Source organism: Solwaraspora sp. WMMB762, assembly GCF_049179115.1.
GTDB lineage: Bacteria > Actinomycetota > Actinomycetes > Mycobacteriales > Micromonosporaceae > Micromonospora_E.
Genome location: NZ_JBMHMD010000001.1, coordinates 4,148,305 through 4,168,190 on the forward strand (window position 1 = coordinate 4,148,305; position 19,886 = coordinate 4,168,190).

At 69.9% G+C, this 19,886-nt stretch carries 11 protein-coding genes and 2 pseudogenes; 5 read left to right on the plus strand and 8 right to left on the minus strand.

The window, feature by feature from the left end; genetic code table 11:
* The first annotated feature begins 100 nt into the window (after positions 1 to 100).
* Positions 101 to 4,051: an amino acid adenylation domain-containing protein gene (locus ACN27J_RS18500; RefSeq protein WP_421367816.1), complete on the plus strand. Its 3,951-nt coding sequence runs from the start codon at positions 101 to 103 to the stop codon at positions 4,049 to 4,051.
* A 186-nt stretch (positions 4,052 to 4,237) separates the two neighbouring features.
* On the opposite strand, the pseudogene ACN27J_RS18505 reads toward ACN27J_RS18500, so the two are convergent.
* Positions 4,238 to 4,384, minus strand: a pseudogene (locus tag ACN27J_RS18505) (metallophosphoesterase); the annotation flags it as partial.
* Between the two features lie 880 nt (positions 4,385 to 5,264).
* On the opposite strand from ACN27J_RS18505, the gene ACN27J_RS18510 reads away from it, so the two are divergent.
* Both ACN27J_RS18510 and ACN27J_RS18515 read left to right on the plus strand, forming a co-directional pair.
* Entirely contained in the window at positions 5,265 to 8,552 is a 3,288-nt protein-coding gene (locus ACN27J_RS18510; protein ID WP_421367819.1) for a condensation domain-containing protein, read from the plus strand.
* Positions 8,553 to 8,559: 7 nt separating this feature from the next.
* Positions 8,560 to 10,878, plus strand: coding sequence for a lantibiotic dehydratase (locus tag ACN27J_RS18515; protein ID WP_421367822.1), 2,319 nt, complete (start codon positions 8,560 to 8,562; stop codon positions 10,876 to 10,878).
* Positions 10,879 to 10,922: 44 nt separating this feature from the next.
* On the opposite strand, the gene ACN27J_RS18520 is transcribed toward ACN27J_RS18515, so the two are convergent.
* Positions 10,923 to 12,116 carry a cytochrome P450 gene (locus tag ACN27J_RS18520; RefSeq protein WP_421367823.1) on the minus strand — a complete coding sequence of 398 codons (1,194 nt, stop codon included), beginning with the start codon at positions 12,114 to 12,116 and terminating at the stop codon, positions 10,923 to 10,925.
* 104 nt (positions 12,117 to 12,220) lie between these two features.
* Here ACN27J_RS18520 and ACN27J_RS18525 point away from each other — a divergent pair, with 104 nt between their 5' ends.
* Together ACN27J_RS18525 and ACN27J_RS18530 are read left to right on the plus strand one after the other, a co-directional pair.
* Positions 12,221 to 12,415 carry a hypothetical protein gene (locus ACN27J_RS18525; protein WP_421367826.1) on the plus strand — a complete coding sequence of 65 codons (195 nt, stop codon included), beginning with the start codon at positions 12,221 to 12,223 and terminating at the stop codon, positions 12,413 to 12,415.
* Positions 12,416 to 12,524: 109 nt separating this feature from the next.
* A protein-coding gene (locus ACN27J_RS18530) for an IS5 family transposase (protein ID WP_421367827.1) occupies positions 12,525 to 13,441 on the plus strand; the annotation gives its coding sequence in 2 pieces (ribosomal slippage) (positions 12,525 to 12,953 and positions 12,956 to 13,441; 915 coding nt in all).
* 18 nt (positions 13,442 to 13,459) lie between these two features.
* On the opposite strand, the gene ACN27J_RS18535 is transcribed toward ACN27J_RS18530, so the two are convergent.
* The 6 genes and pseudogenes from ACN27J_RS18535 to ACN27J_RS18560 form a co-directional block, all read right to left on the minus strand.
* A complete protein-coding gene (locus ACN27J_RS18535) occupies positions 13,460 to 14,608 on the minus strand; it encodes an acyl-CoA dehydrogenase family protein (RefSeq protein ID WP_421367829.1) in 1,149 nt (382 codons plus the stop codon).
* Between the two features lie 145 nt (positions 14,609 to 14,753).
* Positions 14,754 to 14,954: a hypothetical protein gene (locus ACN27J_RS18540; protein WP_421367831.1), complete on the minus strand. Its 201-nt coding sequence runs from the start codon at positions 14,952 to 14,954 to the stop codon at positions 14,754 to 14,756.
* A 435-nt stretch (positions 14,955 to 15,389) separates the two neighbouring features.
* A complete protein-coding gene (locus ACN27J_RS18545; protein WP_421367834.1) occupies positions 15,390 to 16,319 on the minus strand; it encodes a phosphotransferase in 930 nt (309 codons plus the stop codon).
* Between the two features lie 238 nt (positions 16,320 to 16,557).
* Positions 16,558 to 17,208 (minus strand): transcriptional repressor LexA, encoded by a 651-nt coding sequence (gene lexA, locus ACN27J_RS18550; RefSeq protein WP_421367837.1) that lies wholly within the window; start codon positions 17,206 to 17,208, stop codon positions 16,558 to 16,560.
* 480 nt (positions 17,209 to 17,688) lie between these two features.
* Positions 17,689 to 18,061: pseudogene (locus tag ACN27J_RS18555) on the minus strand (type VI secretion protein); the annotation flags it as partial.
* A 124-nt stretch (positions 18,062 to 18,185) separates the two neighbouring features.
* Positions 18,186 to 19,313 carry a zinc-dependent alcohol dehydrogenase gene (locus ACN27J_RS18560; protein ID WP_421367840.1) on the minus strand — a complete coding sequence of 376 codons (1,128 nt, stop codon included), beginning with the start codon at positions 19,311 to 19,313 and terminating at the stop codon, positions 18,186 to 18,188.
* Between the last annotated feature and the right edge of the window lie 573 nt (positions 19,314 to 19,886).

Here is a 19,886-nt window from a genome sequence, read left to right on the forward strand (position 1 = left end):
CGATCGGTTGGACAAGTCGGGACGTCACGTGAACACGGCTCAATCACGGGGCCCGCACCCGTCGTAGCGTCGCCTCGTGGACGCCTGCGAGGGAGTCAGTATGAGCACCCACGACATCGAGGACATCTACGAGTTGTCACCGCTGCAACAGGCCATCCTGTTCCACACGCTCTACGCCGGTGACACCGACGTCTATGTCAACCAGCGCAGCTTCTACGTTGACGGGCCGCTGGACGTCGACACGTTGCTGCTGGCGTGGGAGCAGACGGCTCGCGCGCACACGATCCTGCGGACCTCGTTCCACTGGGAGGGTCTGGACAAGCCAGTCCAGGTGGTGCACCGCGACGTGCCGTCGCAGATCACCAGGTACGACTGGTCCGGCGAGCCGGACCAGCAGGAGCGCTTCGACCGGTTACGGGCCGAGGATCTGACCACCGGGTTCGACCCGGCAGTCGTCCCGCTACAGCGGCTGCACCTGGTTAAGTTCGACGACCGCCGGCACGGTGTCATCTGGACCAACCACCTGCTGCTGCTCGACGGCTGGTCAGTGCCGATCTTCCTGAACGACGTACTGCGCCGCTATGCCAACCTCGCCTTCGGCACCCCGCCGCCCGAGCCGGCGCCCCCGTACCGCGACTACATCGCCTGGTTGCAGCGACAGGATCTGGACGCAGCAAAAGACTTCTGGTCCCGTACGCTGTCCGGCCGGGCCGGGTCCGCCGCGCTGGCGCCGCTGCTGCCCGCCAACCCGCATGGCGCCGAGGGCACGCTCGACGAACGCACGGTTCGGCTCCCCGGCGGCGTCGAGACGCGGCTACGAGACAAAGCCGCGAGGCACCGGGTCACCCTCAACACTGTGCTGCACGCGGCTTGGGCGCTGGTCCTGCAACGCTTCAGCGGCGAGGCCGAGGTGATGTTCGGCGTCACCAGCGCCGGCCGCCCGCCCGAAGTGCCCCGCGTCGACCGAATGATGGGTCTGCTCACCAACACCTTGCCGGTACACGTGACGGTGCCCGATGACGGCGAGGTAGGGCCCTGGCTGCACGACATCCAAACGGGCTACACCGCCGTCCGCCGCTACGAGTACAGTCCGCTCGCCCAGATCAAGCAGTGGATCGGCGCGACCGGCACCCAGCCGCTGTTCAACAGTCTGTTCATCTTCGACAACTACTCGCTCGACGTGAGCGCCGACGAGCTCGGCCAGCTGCTGTCGGTACGCCCTGTCGACACGATCGAGAAGACGAGCCAGCCGCTCGTGCTGACCGTCACGCCCGAGCCGCACCTTGCCCTGCGGATCCACATCCTGCGCGAACGGTTCGTACCCGGCGCGGCCGACGAGATCCTCGACTGCTTCCAGGCCGCGCTCGCCGGGCTGGCCGAACACGACCGCGTCGCCGAGGTCGCCGCCACGCTACCGGCGCCGGCCACCGAACAGGGCCCGGTGGTGAACTATCGGGACGCGGACGCGACACTACCCGAGCTCATCGAACGGCAGGCGGCCATGACCCCAGACGCCGTCGCCGTCGTCACCGACGATGAGTTCTGCCGGTACGGGGAACTGCTGGACCGGGCCCGGCAGGCTGCGGCCGTGCTCGGCACGCTCGGGGTCGGTCCAGGCGACGTCGTCGGGATCTGTGCCGAGCGGTCGCTGCACATGGTGACCGGCATTCTCGGCGCGCTGTTCGCCGGGGCGGCCTACCTGCCGCTCGACCCGACGCTCCCGGCCGCCCGGCTGGCGTTCATGCTCGCCGACGCCGACGCGCGCGCGGTGATCGCGACGCCCGAGTCCGCCGCGCATGCCCGCGCCGCTGGTGCCCGGACCGTGCTGATCCCGGACGGGTTCCCGGCCACAGAGCAGGGCTGGGTCAGACCTGCGGTGAGCGGCGCCGACGCCGCGTACGTGATGTACACCTCCGGATCGACCGGTCGACCCAAGGGCGTCGTCATCACCCATCGGGCGGTGGTCAACCGCCTTCTATGGACGCAACAGACGTTCGGGCTCACCGCCGACGACCGGGTGATGCAGAAGACACCGTTCGGTTTCGACGTTTCGGTGTGGGAGCTGTTCTGGCCGCTCATCAGCGGCGCCACAATGGTAGTGGCCGCGCCGGGCGGGCACCAGGATGCCGAATACCTGGCCGAGGCTTTCATCCGCCACAAGGTGACCACCGCACACTTCGTGCCGTCGATGCTGCAACTGTTCGTGGACGAGCCCGCTGCGGCCGACCTGCCGCTGCTTCGCCGGGTGATCTGCAGCGGCGAGGCGCTGCCCTACCCTCTGGCTCGGCGGTTCCGCGAACTGCTGCCCGACGTGGGGTTACACAACCTCTACGGTCCGACCGAGGCGACCGTCGACGTGACCTGGTGGGACTGCAGCCGTCCCGGGCCGCCAAGTGTAGTGCCGATCGGGTTTCCGGTGGCGAACACCGGCGCGTACGTACTGGACCGGCGGCTACAGGAGGTGCCGGTCGGCGTACCGGGTGAGCTGTACCTCAGCGGTGTCCAGCTGGCACGGGGATACCTCGCCCGGCCCGGGCTGACTGCGTCGACGTTCGTCGCCCACCCGCTCGCAGGGCCGGGCGGACGGCTCTATCGCACCGGTGACAAGGCGCGCCGGCTGCGAGACGGGTCCCTGGAGTTCCTCGGCCGACTCGACCACCAAGTGAAGCTGCGCGGCTACCGGATCGAGTTGGGCGAGATCGAGCAGGTGCTGGCCGGTCACCCCGGTGTCCGGGAGGCCGTGGTCGTCGCCTGCGGCCGCGACGACTCCCTGCAGCTCGCCGCATACTTTACGGTGGCCAGCGACACCGCGCCCGACCAGCGGGCGCTGCGCGAGCACCTACAGACCGAACTACCCCGCTACATGCTGCCGGCCACGTTCACCGTACTGCCCGCGATGCCGCTGACCCACAACGGCAAACTGGATCGGGCCGCCCTGCCGGCCCTCGCAGCGAGCGGCGCCAAGTCTCCCGTCCGGGCGCCACAGACCGCGTCCACGCCGGCCGCCGCCGAAGAGGAGGCGGTGCTCTCCGTCTACCGCGAGATCCTCAACCTGACCGACGTCGACACCGACGCGAGCTTCTTCGACCTCGGCGGGAACTCCTACGACGCCGTCCGCGCGATCCGCCGCATCGAGGGGGCGACGGTCGGGTTGCTCGTCGCCAACCCCAGCGCGCGGGCGCTGGCCGCGGCCCTGCGCTCTGTACAAGAACCGGACGGCATCCTGCTACGCCTGACCGGCCCGGCGCTAGCCGGGCACACCCTGGTCTGCGTCCCGTTCGGCGGTGGCAGCGCGATCAGCTATCGGCCGCTCGCAGAGGTCTTGCCGCCGGAGGTGGCGCTGCACGCCGTCACGCTGCCCGGGCACGACATCGGTGGCCACCCGGAGCTGCGCCCCCTGGAGGACGTGGCGCAGGAGACGGTGGAGGCCGTCCTGCGAAGCACCTCCGGCCCCACCTCAGTCTACGGGCACTGTGCCGGCGTCGCGCTGGCCGTCGAGGTGGCCCGCCTGCTTGAGGCGGCAGGCCGACACGTCGAACGGGTACTGCTCGGCGGGTCGTTCCCGTTCTACGATCCGGGTCCGGTCGGCCGGGTCGTGCAGCGTAGCCTCGCCGCCATGGTCAGCCGCGGGTGGCTGAGGGTCTCGGCGAACACGGTCGGGCTCACCGGCAACGACCGCCCGGGCGCCGACGTCGCCGAGATGCGCTACCTGCGCTCGATCGGCGGGTTCGAGGGCGTGGTCGACGACGAAGTGCTGGCGTTCGTCATGCGTGCCTTCCGCCACGACGTCGCCCAGGCCAGCCGCTACTTCTCGACACGCTGGACCCGCAAGTCGGATACGCCGCCGCTGGCAGCACCGATCACCTTCATCGCCGGTACGGACGACCCACTCACTCCCCGCTACGAACAGCGGTGGCGCATGTGGGAACGGTTCAGCCGCAGCGTCGAGCTGACCACTGTGCCGGGCGGCGGGCACTACTTCCACCAGCAGCAACCCGAGATGGTCGCCAAGATCCTGGAGAGCACCCTCACATCGGAAGCGCGGCGATGACGGGTACGGTCGCCGGCCGGCTGAGTCTGGCCGACGCCCTCGCGGCCGTAGCCGAGGCGCGGTGTTCTCGCCCGGAGCATCGCAGCCCTCAAGGAAGCCGGCCTGAGTCGCTGGCGATCCCGGCGCGGTTCGGCGGTCACGGATTCGACACGTTGGGTCTCCGCCGCGCGGTTTCTCCAGCTGGTACGGAACAAAGGCGAGCACGCCAGGGCTGTCCGGCCCGCGATCGATCAAATCGCCGACGTGAATCACCATGGCGTCTGGATCCGTCAGCATAGGCGCCACGGCCTGGGACAGCCGCTCGGCACATCCACCGACGTCACCAATGATCATGATTTCGCCATGTCGACCTCCGCACGGCCGATGCTAGTGCTGCTCCACGTGAGTTCATGGAGGGGTGATCAGGCTGGCTGGTCGCCGAGGTAGAGGTAGCAGGCGCAGTCCAGGCAGTCCTCGGGTGCCGAAGGACAGGAATGGGCAGGATGCTGTCCTGGTAGGTGCTGCGGCTGGCCAGGTATATGGCGATGCACCGTGTGTGCAGGACCCTGATAAAGCGCGGCGGCAGAGGGGATAGCTCGCCGTCGTTCAGATTGCTGCCGACGTAGGCGAATCCGGCACAGAGGCGGACCTCGACGCGAGCCAGTCAGGCCCGCGGTCCTTGGCTCGGGCGTTTTGTGTGCCGAGCGTCGTGCCGCTGTCGCCGCCGAGTTGCACGGGCCCCCGTAGGACACTCGGTGTCCGCACCCCCGCCGAGCTACTATCAGCCCGTCATCAGCCTGAACACCCACTGTTGCAACGACCGAGTTGAATCCGCCGCGTGGAAGAGGTCGGCGGCCTGCCGCCCGATGGCCTGGTATGTAGGAACCTCCGTCAATAGGTGTCGGGGGGTGCGAGGCCGAGGCGACCTTGGGCCAGGATTCGACGGATGGCGCCGAGGCCGACGCGGTGGCCGGAGTCCGAGCAGTTCGCCGTGGATTCTCTTGTGGCCCCAGTGGGGTTGTCCCGGGCCATCCGTCGGATGGGATTGACCCAGCGTGGCTCTCAGAACCTACCGGCCGTAGTGCGGAATTCACGCAGGCGATGAGTCGCACTGCCGTACCCCGGCGACGCACCGGGATCGCCCGGGATCTACTGTGTCCGGGCGGCATCTGTCGTTCCGACCCCCTTTTGTGTGACAGCCAAGTGGCCTGTGGCTGCCCGTAACGTCTGAGCCATGGCACACCCTTCCCCGGCTCGCACCCTCCCCGATCCCGACGAGGGTGCGGAGATCCCTGACCACCCCGTCCCGCCGCGCACACCCGTCGAGGACGCCATCGCGGAGATCTGGTCGGATGTGCTGGGTCGCACGGACGTCGGCGTCCTCGACGACTTCTTCGAACTCGGCGGCCACTCGCTGCTGGCCCCCCGCGTAGTCGCACGGATCCGCAAGACGCTCGGCGTGCACATCCCGGTGATGGACTTCTTCGAGTCCCCGACGGTGGCGGCGCTGGCCGCTGTCGTGGCCGCCCGCTCCACGGCGGAGCCGCAGTTGATCGGACGCCGGACGCCGGACGCCAAGCCGGTGCTCTCCTACGACCAGCAGCGGCTGTGGCTGGAGGACCAACTGCTGCCCGGCGCGGCGTACAACGTACACGGGCGACGGCGACTCACCGGCGACCTCGACATCGCCGCGCTGGAGGCGAGCGTCCGGGTGATCCTGGAACGCCACGAGGCGCTGCGCACCCGCTTCCCCACCGCAGACGGTCAACCGATACAGGTGGTCGACGACGCCGACCCGGACTGGCGCCTGGATGTGCGGGACCTGCGCGACAGCAACGGCGATCGACAGGCGGCGGCGATCGTGCTCGCCGACGAGCAGGCGGCTACGCCGTTCGACCTCGCCGAAGGACCGCTGTTCCGGTGCCAGCTGGTGCGCCTGACCGACACCACGTACGTGCTCAGCGTCACCATGCACCACATCATCTCCGATGCCTGGTCGATCGGGCTCTTCGTCCGCGAGCTGTCCGCGCTGTACCAGGCCGGCGGCGACGCGGCCCGTGCCGGCCTGCCGCCGCTGCCGGTCCAGTACCGCGACTACGCGTCGTGGCAGCGCGGCTGGCTGGTTGGCGAACGGCTCCAGAAGCAGGTCGACTACTGGCATCGCCACCTGGCCGGCGCTCCGCCGACGCTGGCGCTGCCGACCGCACAGCGCTTCCTCTCCGCTCAAGGCGGCGGCGCCGACACGATCCCGTTCGCCCTCACGGTCGAGGAGACCACCGCGCTGCGCGAGCTGTGCCGCAGGCACGGAGTGACTCCGTTCATGGCGCTGCTGGCGACCGAGTCGGCGGTACTGAGCCGATGGTCGGGGCAGTCCGATGTGGTCATCGGTGTGCCGGTCGCGAGACGCGGCAACGCCGACACCGACAAGCTAATCGGCTTCCTGGTCAACACCCTGCCGATGCGGGTGGAGCTGTCCAGCGCGGCGACCTTCGCCGACCTGCTCGCCCAGGTGCGCAAGACCTCCCTGGACGGGTACGCGCACGCGGACGCCCCCTTCGACATGCTCGTCAAAGACCTCCAAGCTAGCCGCGACCCACGCCGCACACCGCTGTTCCAGGCTGTGCTGAACGTCGTAGGCGGGCCCGAGGTCGAGTACATCAGCGGCATCGAGGTCGAGCCGATGGACGAGGCGCCGACAATGCCGAGCAAGTTCGACCTCGCGCTCATCGCCCGTGAGCGGGAAGGCGCCCTGCGGCTGGAACTCTACTTCAACGCCGACCGGTTCCGGGTCGAGATGATGCGGCTGCTCGCCGAGCACATCGGCACCTTCCTGCGCGCGGTGCTGGCCGACCCGACCCGCAGCATCCTGGACTACCCGCTCGGGCCCGCACCACCGCCGCAGGAACCGGCCCCGGTGGATCGCGCCGCCCCGCACCTGGCGGTCGCCCGGCACGCCCGCGGCGCCGACCGGGTCGCGGTCGTCGACGCCGACGGCGAGTGGGGGTACCGGTGGCTCGACAGTGCCGCCGCGAAGGTGGCCGCTGTCCTCGACTCCCGGGGCGTGCGGGCCGGTGGCCACGTCGCGGTCGTCCGCCGCCGCGGCGCCGCCTTCGTTGCCGCACTCGTCGGCTGTCTACGGGCGGGCGCGACGTTCACGGTGACCGAGCCGGACAGTGTGGTGGCGGCGCGCTACCTCGGTGCCGCGCTCCTGCTCGACGTGCACCCCGACGGGGAGTCCGCACCGGACACGGTGGAACTCGGCGGAATCTCCGCCGGGGAGCCGCCGGCACCGGACGACGCGGACGCCGCCGAGCCGGGTAGCGACTGGGCAGTCGAGCGGTTCGGGCTGACCAGCGACGACCGGTTCGCGGTGCTGTCCGGACAGCCGGGTCACCTGATGTCGGCGCTCGCCAGCGCGTTCACCGCCGGCGGCACCCTGGTACTGTCCGACGGCCCGGTCGCCGGCGACATCGCCGGCTGGCTGCGCGACAAGGCGATCACGGTGGCGTATCTGAGCCCGCCGGTGCTCCGCGCGGCGGGGTACGGATCGGACACCACGGTTCCGGCGCTGCGCTTGGCCTTGGTCGGCAACAACGGCGAGCTGATCTCGCACGACGTCACCGCGCTGCGGCGGCTGGCCCCGGGCAGCCGGTACGTTGCCGCCTACCGGACCCGTCCCGACGGCCTTCCCCTGGCCACCTACGAGGTGCCGGCGAACTGGCAGCAGGAGACCGCGCCACTGCGGGTGCCGCTCGGCACCGAACTGGACGGCACGCCGGCGACGCTGCGCCACCCGTCGGGGCAGGCAGCCGCGGTCGGCGAGGTAGCCGAACTCTGCTTCGGCTCCCAGCAGACCGGTGACCTGGGCCGGCGGTGGCCGGACGGAACGCTGGAGTTTGTCGGCCGGCTCGGCGCGAGCCCGCTGATCGACCCGGTCGAGACCGCCGGCGCCCTACGCGACCTGCCCGAGGTACGGGACGCCGTGGTCACCGAAAAGGTCGGCATGGACGGCGAGACCACGCTGGTGGGCTACCTGACCGGACCCGACCCAGCGCAGGGGACAAACCTTCGCCAACAACTGATGCTGCGTCTGCCCAGCTTCCTCATCCCCAGCCACTTCGTGGTTCTGGACCGGCTGCCACTCGCGGCGGACGGCACGTACGACCTAGCCGTCCTCGGCGAACACGACGCGGACGGCGGGGCCGGCGACGAATACGTCGCCCCGCGCACCCCGATGGAACGGCAGCTCACTGACATCCTCCAGGAGCTGCTCGGGCTGGACCGCGTCGGCATCCACGACAGCTTCTTCGAACTCGGCGGGTTCTCGCTGCTGGCGACCCAGCTCACGACGAGAATCCGGGAGCAGTTCAACGTCGAACTGTCGCTGCGGGACGTCTTCGAGTCACCCACCGTCGACGAACTGGCCCAGCTCATCGTCCGTACCCAGGGCGAGCTGGCCGGCGTTGAGGACCTAGAGGCGCTGCTCGACGAGATCGGTCCAGCCGAGCCGGAGCGCGGGTGAGATCGAAATGGTCGACGAGTCGGAACACCTGGTCCCGCTGGGCGGCACCCGCTGGACGCTGTGGCGGGAGAGCGCCCTGCGCGGCGCGGGCTTTCCCGCCGAGCGGTTCACCGAGATCTGCGACGACGAACTGGCCGTCGCCGCGGACCTGCTCGACGACGCGGTACCGGCCACGCAGGAGCGGTACCGGAAGATCTTTGCCGAGGCTGCGGACCGGCTCAGCGCCGCGATCCGCCGTACCGCCGGGGAGAGCACCTTCCGGGAGGCTGTGACCTGGCAGAACCCAAACCTGATCCGGGACTGCCTGGACAAGGCCGCGGCCGGCGAGCCGCGCAACACCCGCGGCCGGGGGCACGAGCAGACAATCGTCAACTACCTCCAGCGGTACTGCCTCAAGAACGACACCGTCGGCTTCTTCGGGCCGGTCGGCTGGGCCCGGATCGGTCCGGAGGACATCGGCCTGATCAGCGAGCCGGGGCCGCAGCTACTCGCCCGACGCACGGCGTACTTCGAGGGCTGGGCGATCGACGCGGTCGCGGACACGATCGCCGCCCGCCCGGAGCTGTGGCCATGGCTGCGCCCCCGTGTATCGCCATCCACTGTGGTTATCGGCAGTTCGCTGCGGCTGCCGTTCCGCAAGCCTGTCACGCTGACAGCTCAGGAGTTACAGGTCCTGGCCCGCTGCGACGGCCGGCGTACCGTACGGGACATCGCCGGTCACCCGCTTGACCCGGCGACCGTCGCGACGCTACTGCGGCTGCGCGATCACGGCGCGGTCCGCATCGACCTCGGCGTCCACCTTGTCACCTGGCCCGAGCAGGAGCTCTCGGAGCTGCTGGACGCGATCGGCGACCCCGCGGTGCGAGCCGGTGCCCGCAAGCCGCTGGAGGAGATGGTCCACGCCCGGGACGCCCTGCACGCCGCGGCCGGCGACCCGGACCGGCTTCTCCGGGCGATGGAAGCGCTAGCAGAGACGTTCTCCCGGATCACCGGCAGCGCCGCCACCCGCCGCTCCGGCACCACCTACGCCGGGCGGACACTGGTCTACGAGGACACCGCCCGCGCCGGTGAGGTACGCGTGGGGCGCCGGATCACCGACGCGCTCGCCCCCGCCCTGGGGCTGATGCTCGACAGCGCGGTGTGGCTGGCGAACGCGGTCGGCGAACGGTACCAGGCCAAGGCGCTGGACGTGGTGGACCGCGAGGCAGCCCGCACCGGCAAGCCAGCGATGCCACTGCTCCAGCTGCTCACCTCTGTCTTGCCGGAGCTGGCCCGGCTGGCCCAGGGCGGCGCCGGTTCGGAGATCGTGGACGAGTTCGAGATCGAGTTCCAGGAGCGCTGGCGCCGGGTGCTCGACCTGCTGCCGGAGCGGTTCGAGCAGGTCCGCGAGCACCAGGTGACCAGCGACGAGATCGCCGAGCGGGCGGCGCGGGAGTTCGCCACATCGGCACCGCTGTGGAGCATCGCCCGCTGGCACTCCCCTGACCTAATGATCGCCGCGACCGACCCGCAGGCACTCGCCCGCGGCGACGTCGACTTCGTCCTCGGCGAGCTGCACGCCGCAACCAATACGCTGGAGAGCAAACTTTTCATCGCCCAGCACCACGAGCCCAAACGCCTCACCGCCGCCTCCGCCGCAGTCGGCTTCACCCACCGGGTCTTTACGATCCCGAGGATGGACGCGCCGCAGACCACCACCCGGATGTCGCGCGCCGTCGAGCTGATGCTGCCCGACTACACGTACATCTGCGTCGGTGCCGAGACCTTCGAACCGCCGCCGGGCGCCACCGTGGTCTCCGCGCTGGACATGGTCGCCGAACGCCAGGGCGACGAGGTGGTGGTGCGCCATCGTACCGGTGCCGGCCCCGCGCACCGCTTCCTCGAGGTTATCGGCGAACCGCTGTCGGTGCTCGCCTCCAACGCGTTCCACCCCTTCGCTGGCGGCCGACACCGGCCCCGCATCGCGATCGACCGGCTGGTCGTCGGCCGCGAGTCGTGGACGCTGCCGGCGTCCGGCGCGACCTGGGCGTTCGTCAAGGACGAGGACAAGCGGTACGCGCAGGCGCGGCGCTGGCGAGCGAAGCACGAACTGCCCGAGCGGGGCTTCGTGCGGGTGGACGTGGAGAGCAAGCCGATGGCCGTCGACTTCCGCAGCCTGCCCCTGGTCAATCTGCTGGCGAAGTCGATTCGGCGGACCGCCGGGTCGGGCGCCGGCAAGGTCACAATCACCGAAATGCTGCCGGACGTTGACCAGCTCTGGCTGCGCGATGCCGCCGGCAACCGCTACACCGCCGAGCTGCGCATCGTCGCCATCGCCCCGGAGTGACCACGCCCGCAGATGTTGACGCGGCAGCGGGGGCAAAGTGCCGGTCAGCGGCGGGTGACTGCCGTGGGGAGCTTGGCCCAGCCGCGCTGGTGCGGGGAGTGGATGGCGCGGGCGTTGCTCAGGTCGATGTCGTAGTCGCTGACCACTGCGCCCAGCTCCTCCAGCGCCACGGTGATCTCCAGTTGGGCGAGCACGGCGCCGAGGCAGAAGTGCGGTCCGTGGCCGAAACTGATCATGGCGCTGGTGTCCCGGTCGAGGTCGAAGGAGTCCGGGTCGGGGAAGACTGCGGCGTCCCGGTTGGCGGAGCCGGGCAGCAGGGCGATCCGCGCCCCTTCCGGGACCCAGACGCCGTGGATCTCGGTCTCCCGGGTCAGCGTGCGGGCCATCATCTGGCTCGGCGAGTCGTAGCGCAGTGCCTCGTTGCCCCAGTCGGTGGACCGCCCGTTCAGCCCGGCGCGGGCCACGTCCGGGAAGCGCCAGCCGTGGTACCAGGCCAGGCCGATCTGCTTGCCGGTGGACTCGTTGGTGGCGCTGACGAGTAGGAAAAGGAACGCGACGAGCTGGGAGTCGGTGAGCGGCTGGCCGTCGACCTCGGCGGCGATCATCGCGGAGATAAGGTCGTCGGCAGGGCGTCGGCGCCGCTGGTTGACGAGGCCGACGTAGTAGACCGCGAGCCGGAAGCCGGCGTCGATGGTGTCGGCGGATCGCACATCGGCGCCGTCCTCGCAGTGGTTGAGCAGGTCGTTGTCTGCGCGGATCCGGTCCCAGTCCTCGCGTGGAATGCCGATCAGGTCGCACATCACGTCGTTGGGGACGGCTGCGGCGAACTCGCCCGCGAAGTCGAACGAGGGGCGCTCCAGCAGCGGCAGCAGCCGCGCCCGGGTCAGCTCCCGCACCCGCGGCTCGGCTTCCCTGACCCACCGCGGCTTGAACGTGGTGCCCAGCAGCCGCCGCATCGCGCCGTGCTCGGGCGGGTCCATGGCGAGAAAGAAGCTTGTCTTGACCGCCTCGGGACCCCACAGGTCCGGTTCCAGCGAAATGCCGTTGCGGCTCGAGAAGAGCGAGGGATTGCGCAGCGCGGGAAGCACGTCCTCGTACCGAGAGAGGGCCCAGAAGTCCCGCGCCTCGTTGCGGTACAGCGGCGCGTGCTCGCGCATGTACGCGTAAGTCGGGTAGGGATCCTCGTGGATCCGGTACGAAAAGGGATCGTAACCGGGAACATCGGTGATCGCATCCATCGACAGACTCCGTACCCGCGAGAAACATGCCCCAAGGGAAACGTATGGCGCGGACCGTACCCGGTCGTGTCCCGTAAACACGGTGCCGGCCACCGCTTTACATCGTGTCGGACGGCTGGCCGGTCGGGCTGGTGCTGCGCGAGCTTTCCGCCCTGTACCTCGCCGGCGGCGACCCGGAGCGCGCCGGGCGGCCGCCGCTGACCGTCCAGTACCGCGACTACGCCACCGACGCTGCGGCGCCACAACCCGGGTACCAACAAACCCGAATCCTGCGGCTACTCCACGTCGACCCCACTTAACCCCGCTGGACATGACCAACGACCACTCGGCCATGGGTGGGTGACGAACTTCCGGCGTGTCGCTGCCCGGTAAACAGCGAGGCCTCCGGTAGATGGCTTATCGACCAAGATGACCCATCAACACGGAGACCTCGTGACCAGCGTAGCGGTGACGAGGCGGCACGACCTGACCGACGCTCAGTGGGCAGTCCTGGAGCCACTCCTGCCCACCGCGCGGAGGCCGGGCCGACCGCCCGCATCAACGAAACGGCAGCTCATCGACGCGATCCGGTGGCGGAACCGGGCCGGCGCCCCGTGGCGGGACATCCCGGACCACTACGGCTCCTGGGCGGCGGCGTACGCCCTGTTCCGCCGGTGGCAGCGCGACGGGACCTGGGCCAGGATCCTGACCGCGTTGCAGGCCCTGGCCGACGCGGCGGGACGGATCGTCTGGGACGTGTCCGTGGACTCCACGATCAGCCGAGCGCACCAGCACGCGGCCGGAGCGCGTAAAAGGGGGATCTGCAGGCCGAACCACCCGGTGGTACGGGGTCGGAACCCGACGACCACGCGTTGGGGCGTTCCCGTGGCGGACGGACCACGAAACTGCACCTGGGCTGTGAACAGGGCCGCAAGCCGCTGTCGATCGTGCTGACCGGTGGGCAGCGTGGCGACAGCCCGCAGTTCACGACGGTCCTCGACGGTGTGCGGGTGCCCCGGCTGAAGTCCGGTCGGCCCCGGACCCGTCCGGACCGGGTGCTGGCGGACAAGGCGTACACGTCGAAGGCTAACCGCGCCTACCTGCGTCGACGGGGTGTCGCCGCGACGATCCCGTCGAAGGCCGACCAGGACGCCAACCGGCGCAGACTGGGGTCGAAGGGCGGCAGGCCACCGGCCTTCGACCCCGAGATCTACCAGCAACGCCACGCGGTCGAGTGCGGCATCAACCGGCTCAAGCGCAACCGTGCCGTCGCGACCCGTTACGACAAGCTCGCGGTCCGGTACGAGGCGACCGTGCAGGTCGCGGCGATCAACGAGTGGCTGTGACCGACTTTGATACACGCCCTAGACGGGTTCGTCGCCGAAGGTGAGCAGTTCGGCGTTGACGCCGCTGAGCCGGTCATTGTGGATCATCAACCGCGCGGAATAGAGGTCGCGCAGGTGACGTCCGACCGAGAAGTCCCCAACTTCTGAGTAGCCGGCCATCCCGCAGACCTCTAGGGCGAGCTGCGCGATCCGGAGCGCGTCGATGGACACCTGCATCTTCAGCGCGTTGGCGCGGATGCCGAGTGCGCCGCCGCGCGGGTCAGCAGCGTAGTCAGCGGCGAACTGACGGATCGAGTCCTTGATCATCTGACCGCGAGCGTGCGTCCAGGCCACGCGCGGGTCGGGCGCGGCGGTGCTCTTGCGCAGCTTCAAGCGGGTGTAGGCGATCGCCCTGCGCAGGGCGTCATCGGCAATGCCCGACCAGACGGCGGCCCAGAGGAGGTGGGACAGCGGGACCATGCGCTGCGTCGCGATCTCGCTGAACGGCTGCCGCAGTACCTGCCAAGGGCGTACCACCGCGCTGATCGCGTACGGCGCGCTGCACGTGCCGCGCATCCCCAGCGTGTCCCACGATCCGGTCTGCCGCAGTGTCGCCTGGCGCGCCTCGACCAGCACGAGCACCTGGTCGCCAGCTGCGGCCTCGGGGTCGCGCCGGGCGGTGACCAGGAACGCGTCAGCGGCACCGGCGTAGGAGACGGTCGGGGCCCGCTTGACGATCTCGACGCCGCCGGGCACCGGCCGAACCGCAGCCTTGCTCATACGCAGGTTGCCGCCGACCCCCTCCTCGGAGGTGACGGAGGCGATCAGCAGCTGTTCCCGGGCGGCCCGCCGGAGGTAGTCGGCGACCTCGGGCTGTTGATCCGCGCTGGGCTCCATGCAGCCGAGCTGGATCTGGTGCATCGCCCAGATCATCGCCGTCGACCCGCACAGTGCCCCCAGCCTCCGGCCTATCTCGCTGAGCCGTACCGCATCGAAGCCCGGACCGCCGTACCGCGTCGGGATCGCCGCCGACATGAGCTCGGCGCTCCTGAGCGCCGCGACGCTCCGGTTGGGAAAGGCTGCGGCCTTGTCCGCCTTGACCGCTTCCTCAGTGATGACGGCACGGGCCGCGTCCACCGCCCGCAGCGCGTCGGCCAGGCTCAACGCGGTGGTACCGGCGCGGCTCATCTACCATCTCCGTTCAGCAGGGCGCTCTCCACGATCTCCGGCTGCTGTTGGTGAAAACAGTCACCACCGCGTGGCGCGGTGGCCACGTCGACGGTCGTGCTGAGGAAGACCGGTACCGACCAGCCGCCGAGCAACAGGTGATGCGTCAAACGACACCGTGAATGCGGCCGTCGAACTTGATGAGTTGCAGCCGCCGCATCGGCGGAACTGCCGGATCGAAGCCAGCTGCCACGTCTTCGGCAATCAGCTGCTTGGAGCGCTCGTCCTGGTCCGCTAGGCCGGACCAATCGTACTGGATGATCCGTGGCGGCACGTCCCGGTGCACGTTCTGAACCGACCGATCCATCCACTCCCCAGTGGAACGATGTGTGCATGATCGTGTGCGCGCGCGTGGTCTGCTCCCACGCCTGCCGAAGCATGTCGACGTCCCGATACCCTTCCACGAGGGAGATACGCCCGTTTAGATACACGTCGGCGTCGCCGTCGCCGAGAGCCGGAACAGGAGTCCCTGCTGGAGCGGCGACAGCTTATAGCTGTCCTCGATGTCGCCGACGTTCATCCCTGACTCCCTGGCAGCGTCCAGCCACATGGCCGACGGAGGAAGGCCGTCCACATGGCGGTGACGCTACCGGCAGGTCCTGGCACGAGTGCGTCACATGAACGGGGGATGAAAGCCGGCTCGCCCTCCGGTCGGTGAGCCGCCTTTACGTGACCCCTTTCCTCTTCAGCATCACCGCGTACCTCACCGGCCAATGGGTGGTCCAGCAGGCCTACAGCCTCATCATGGACCGGCCAACATGCCGGCCGGTTCCGAGCCCTCAGCCGCGACTGCGACGGCAAGTACACTCTGCCTTCGACCACGTCGCCGATCGCAGCATCGTCCGTGTGCTCGGCTGGATGCCGGGCACACGGCTGGACATCCGCGAGAAGGCCGGGCGACGAGCAGGGCCAGGTTGACCGCGAACCCGACGGTGAGGTCGTGGCCGTGGACCCAGCCGGTGATCGCCTGTGCGAGGGTCGGGCTGGCCGGTGCGCCGATGGTGTAGAGCAGGGCCAGGTCGTAGCCGGGAAGATATCGGCCGCAGTGTTCGAAGTCGATGATCGCGCAGCGGCCGTCGGCGAGCAGCAGGTTGGCCGGTAACGGGTCGCCGTGTCCGACCTGCCGGGTGTCGCCGCTGGCGTCGACGAGCTGGTGCAGCGCTGCCCGGTCGGCGTCGTCGAGCTGGCCGGCGGCGTGCTCGGCGTCGACGCGGCCGTGGTAGTCGGCGATCGGCTCCGGCAGCGGCGGGTGCGGCATCCACGCGGCCACCGCATGAAGGGTATCCAGCACGACGTCGACGGATCGGCCGTTCACATCGCCGGTCAGGTGTCGCTCGTCGGCCAAGCGGGCGCCAGGCACGCGCGTGAGGACGGTGAGCCGCTCGTCGGCGTACCGCAGCCGGGGCGTGACCACCGGGGGTGGATCCGCGGCGATGAGCCGGTAGACACCGAGTTCATGCTCACGGCGGCCGGTCCAGTACGGATCGTCGGTGGTGAGCAGCTTGGCCACGACCGGCTCACCGTCACGGGACCCGGCCGCCACGATCGCCTTGTCCGTGTGATGCAGCAGCCCTTCGACCATGACCCCGACCCGGGCGGCGTGCTGGCGCAGCGCCGACCGAACGTCAGGGTCGGTTGGCCGGAACACGATCCGGGACGCGGAGGAGGACATCAGGTCATCCTGCCCGCCGACGGCGTCACCGCCGACGGGCGGCACGCCAGCCCCGAGCTGGTGACGGCGCGCCTTCGTCACCATTTGTCGTGCCGGCCGATGACCGCGCCGGGAAAGAACAGTGACCTCGGACAGCGGTCTTCATGGCCGGGCCCGCCAGCAGGCGGGCCGAGCCCTCGGCTCCTCTCGATCGTCCGGGCGGGGCGGTGATGCGGGGTGGCGGCGATCATCATCCATATCACGGGCGGTGCAGGACGCAGACGACTTTGCCGAGGATTGTCGCGTGATCGCCGGGCAGTACCGGGTAGCGCGGGTTGCGGGGGACGAGCTCGGTGCGGCCGTCGCGCTTTCGGTACTGCTTGACGGTGGCTTCCCCGTCGAGCATCGCGGCGACGATGTCGCCGCTGTCGGCGACCGCCTGCTGCCTCACCACGATGATGTCGCCGTCGGCGATGGCCGCTTCGATCATGGAGTCGCCCCGTACCCGCAGCGCGAACAGCGGGCCCCGGCCGACCATCTCGGCGGGCAGGGACAGCACCTCCTCCACCAACTCCTCGGCGAGGATCGGCGCGCCGGCGGCGATGGCTCCCAACAGGGGCACAGCGATTCCCGACAAGGCGCCCGAATCCATTGACGGCTTGTCACCAGGCAGAGGGCGGGCATCAACCGCTCGCGGCCCGCCAAAGGCCCGCCGGATCAGGCCGTGATGTTCGAGGGCCTTCAGGTGATGCGCCACCGACGAAGGGGAACCAAGCCCGACGGCCACACCGATCTCCCGCACCGTCGGCGGATAACCATGCCGCTGAACCCAGCTACGGATCACGTCAAGAATCTGCCGCTGCCGGTCGGTCAACGACACCGGATCAGATGGCACGTCAGGAACGGTCACCCCCAGAACGATACCGAAAGATTAGAACATGCGTACTAACTCTGCGATATAGTGGCCTGCGCATCATCGAGACATGGCTTCAGTGCACCCCTTAACGAAACGCGGTCATCCGCAGTTCCGACGCCGCCTCGCCCGCGTCCACGGTTGCCGGCAGCGGCGCGAGGTGCGTCTCGAGGCGGCGCGGAACGGCGGTACTGAATCGACCAACTGCATACCCCCGGCGCGGGCCAGAGGACGGGTTCATGTGTCGGCTGCCGGGACCGCTGGGCGTTCTGCGAGGGGAGAGCTTCCAGCGCCGCTGTACTCCCTCCGTCGCCGTCCGTTCTCAGCTGGCTTCGGCGAGGATCGGCCGGCGCATTCGCCAGACTCGGACTGAATACGGAGCGTCTCACCTCCTAAGAATGCTGGTTAGTGGGCAGGCGGTAGCGTCCCGGCGAAGCGAAGCGAAGCCGGGACACCCTTCAGCTGTGGTGTGGTTATGCGGCCGGTCCAGACGTACTGCAAAACAACGTGCGGGGTGCCGTAGAGCAGCCGTCGACGGCGGGACGGAGTGGGATGCCGGCCAGGTTCGCCCACAGGGCGGCGGCACCGTGCGCGTCGACCTCGGGTGGCGGGGGGAGACGGTGACCAGCCGGGCGCCGGCGGCGTGACACCGGTGTCGCCAGCCCGCGACGAGGCTCCGGCCGGCGACCCAGACGCAGAGAAGGCCGGCAGCGACGCCCAGCAGCCAGGGCCGGTTGATGGCCCAGTCCGATGCCCGCGGGATCCACTGGGTTGCCGGCGGCGGGGGAATCGGCGAGCCGGGATCGGCGCCGACAGGGGTGGGCGACGGGGAGAACAGCAGGTTGACCATGACGTGCGTCCTTCGCGGTTACGCGCACGGCAAGGCGGCGGTGCCGCACCCGCTCGGGTGCGGCACCGCCGCCTGCGTGTCGACAGGGTTGGGCTAGACGCTGTCGGCGTCGTCCCTGGTTTGGCTATCCAGCAGCGCCGCCGGCCCGCAGCGGGTCACGTCGGAGTACAAGCTTGGTGGTCCTGGCTGGGTAGGCGTGTGGGGCGTCGTCCCAGTCGGCGACGAGGGTGTTGACGTTTTCGGCGGGGAAGCCGGTGTGGTCGAGGAAGGCGAGGAGTTGGGACAGGACGGCGCGGGGATGTGAGACGCCGAGGCGCAGGGTGATGTCGGTGGTGTACATGTGCATGAGGGGCACTCGGGTGCCGGTTGCCAGGTAGTAGCCGACGGCGGTGCAGATGCCGCCGGGAGCGAGTGCGCGGACGGCGCGACGGAGTCCGCGAGGGCGTGATGTCGCCTCGATCGCGATGTCGTAGCGGCCGGCGGGACCGGCTCCAGAAGGCGGGCCGGTTCGGGCGCCCAGGTTCTCGGCGATCCGCCGGCGGGTCGGGTCGTCGTCGAGGTAGTCGACGGTCTGGGCGCCGTGGGCGACGGCGAGGCCGGCGGCGTAGAGGCCGATGCTCTTGGCGCCGCCGCCGAGGATGAGGACCCGGCCGCCGGGGCGTTCGGCCAGCGGAGGCACGACTGTGCGCCAGGCGTCGGCGAGGTTGTCGCTGGCTGCGGCGGCCCGCAGCGGTGGCACGCCGGGTGGGAGTGGGGCCAGCATGTAATCCGCGTGTGGCACGGTCACCGCGTCGGCGATCATACCTCCGTAGGAGCCGGATGCAGGGCCGAAGCCGTACGCGGCGAGCGTGCGCCCGGCGGTGGTGGTGTCGCATTTGGAGGTCAGGCCGCGTTGGCAGGTAGGGCAGGTTCCGCAGGAGACGGCCCAGGGCACGATCACGGTCTGGCCGACGCTGATGGTGCGCACGTTGGCGCCGACGGCGGTGACCTCGGCGACGCATTCGTGGCCGATGCAGAAGGGGCCGCGGAACGGGACGGGACCGCAGATTGCGGCGACGACCGGGTCGACGAGTCCGGCGGCGATGCCGGCCTGTAGGGCACGGGAGACGGGGCGGTGCAGGGGCAGGGTGTCGCCGTCGCAGCGGGCGGCAAGGAAGGGTCGGACGATCGCGGTGTCCGCGTCAAGGAGGCCGGGTGGCTCCTGCGGCTGCCAGACGAGTCGGCCGGCGCGCAGGAAGTGGAGTTCACGCACGAGCGGTTTCCTGTTCGGGTGCGGCGGTCGGGGCAGTTGCGGGAACAGGGTGTTGACGTGCCGAGGGTCGGGTGCGACGAACACGCCGTTCGCGGTGACCAGGACGGTGGACGGGCCCGCCTCAGGAACGATCGAGCCCTCGACGAGGATTTGCGGTTCAAACGCCGTGTAACGCGGGCGAGGACCCGCAACGGTGCGCACGGGGACAGGGCAATGGTAGGTCGTTGTCCGAGAGATGATCATGGCGGGTGAGCGGGCGGCGACGCAGGCGGCCCATCAGTTCGTCCAGCAGCAGCGCGCTCACACCGCCGTGCACGCAGCCGGGAGGGCCCTCGTGGGCGATGGAGGGTGCACCGGCCGAGTAGCCCGCTGTTGGCCGGGGTGACCCGCAGGGGCCGAGCCAACGGGCTGCCGGGTCCGGTGACCGGGCCGTACATCCGCACGCCGGCGGGGAAGCCGTCGACGTCGGGGATCTCCGTCGGCGCGCGGCGGCGGCCGGCCAGTTGCGCGGTGAGGCGGCGAGCACCGGCGGCGACGCGGTGCAGCGTTTCCGGGGAAGCGGCGGTACGGACA

Coding starts and splice junctions, on each gene's coding strand:
- ACN27J_RS18500 (WP_421367816.1), top strand. CDS start 101: ATGAGCACCCACGACATCGAGGACATCTACGAGTTGTCACCGCTGCAA.
- ACN27J_RS18510 (WP_421367819.1), top strand. CDS start 5,265: ATGGCACACCCTTCCCCGGCTCGCACCCTCCCCGATCCCGACGAGGGT.
- ACN27J_RS18515 (WP_421367822.1), top strand. CDS start 8,560: ATGGTCGACGAGTCGGAACACCTGGTCCCGCTGGGCGGCACCCGCTGG.
- ACN27J_RS18520 (WP_421367823.1), bottom strand. CDS start 12,116: ATGGATGCGATCACCGATGTTCCCGGTTACGATCCCTTTTCGTACCGG.
- ACN27J_RS18535 (WP_421367829.1), bottom strand. CDS start 14,608: ATGAGCCGCGCCGGTACCACCGCGTTGAGCCTGGCCGACGCGCTGCGG.
- ACN27J_RS18540 (WP_421367831.1), bottom strand. CDS start 14,954: ATGGATCGGTCGGTTCAGAACGTGCACCGGGACGTGCCGCCACGGATC.
- ACN27J_RS18545 (WP_421367834.1), bottom strand. CDS start 16,319: ATGTCCTCCTCCGCGTCCCGGATCGTGTTCCGGCCAACCGACCCTGAC.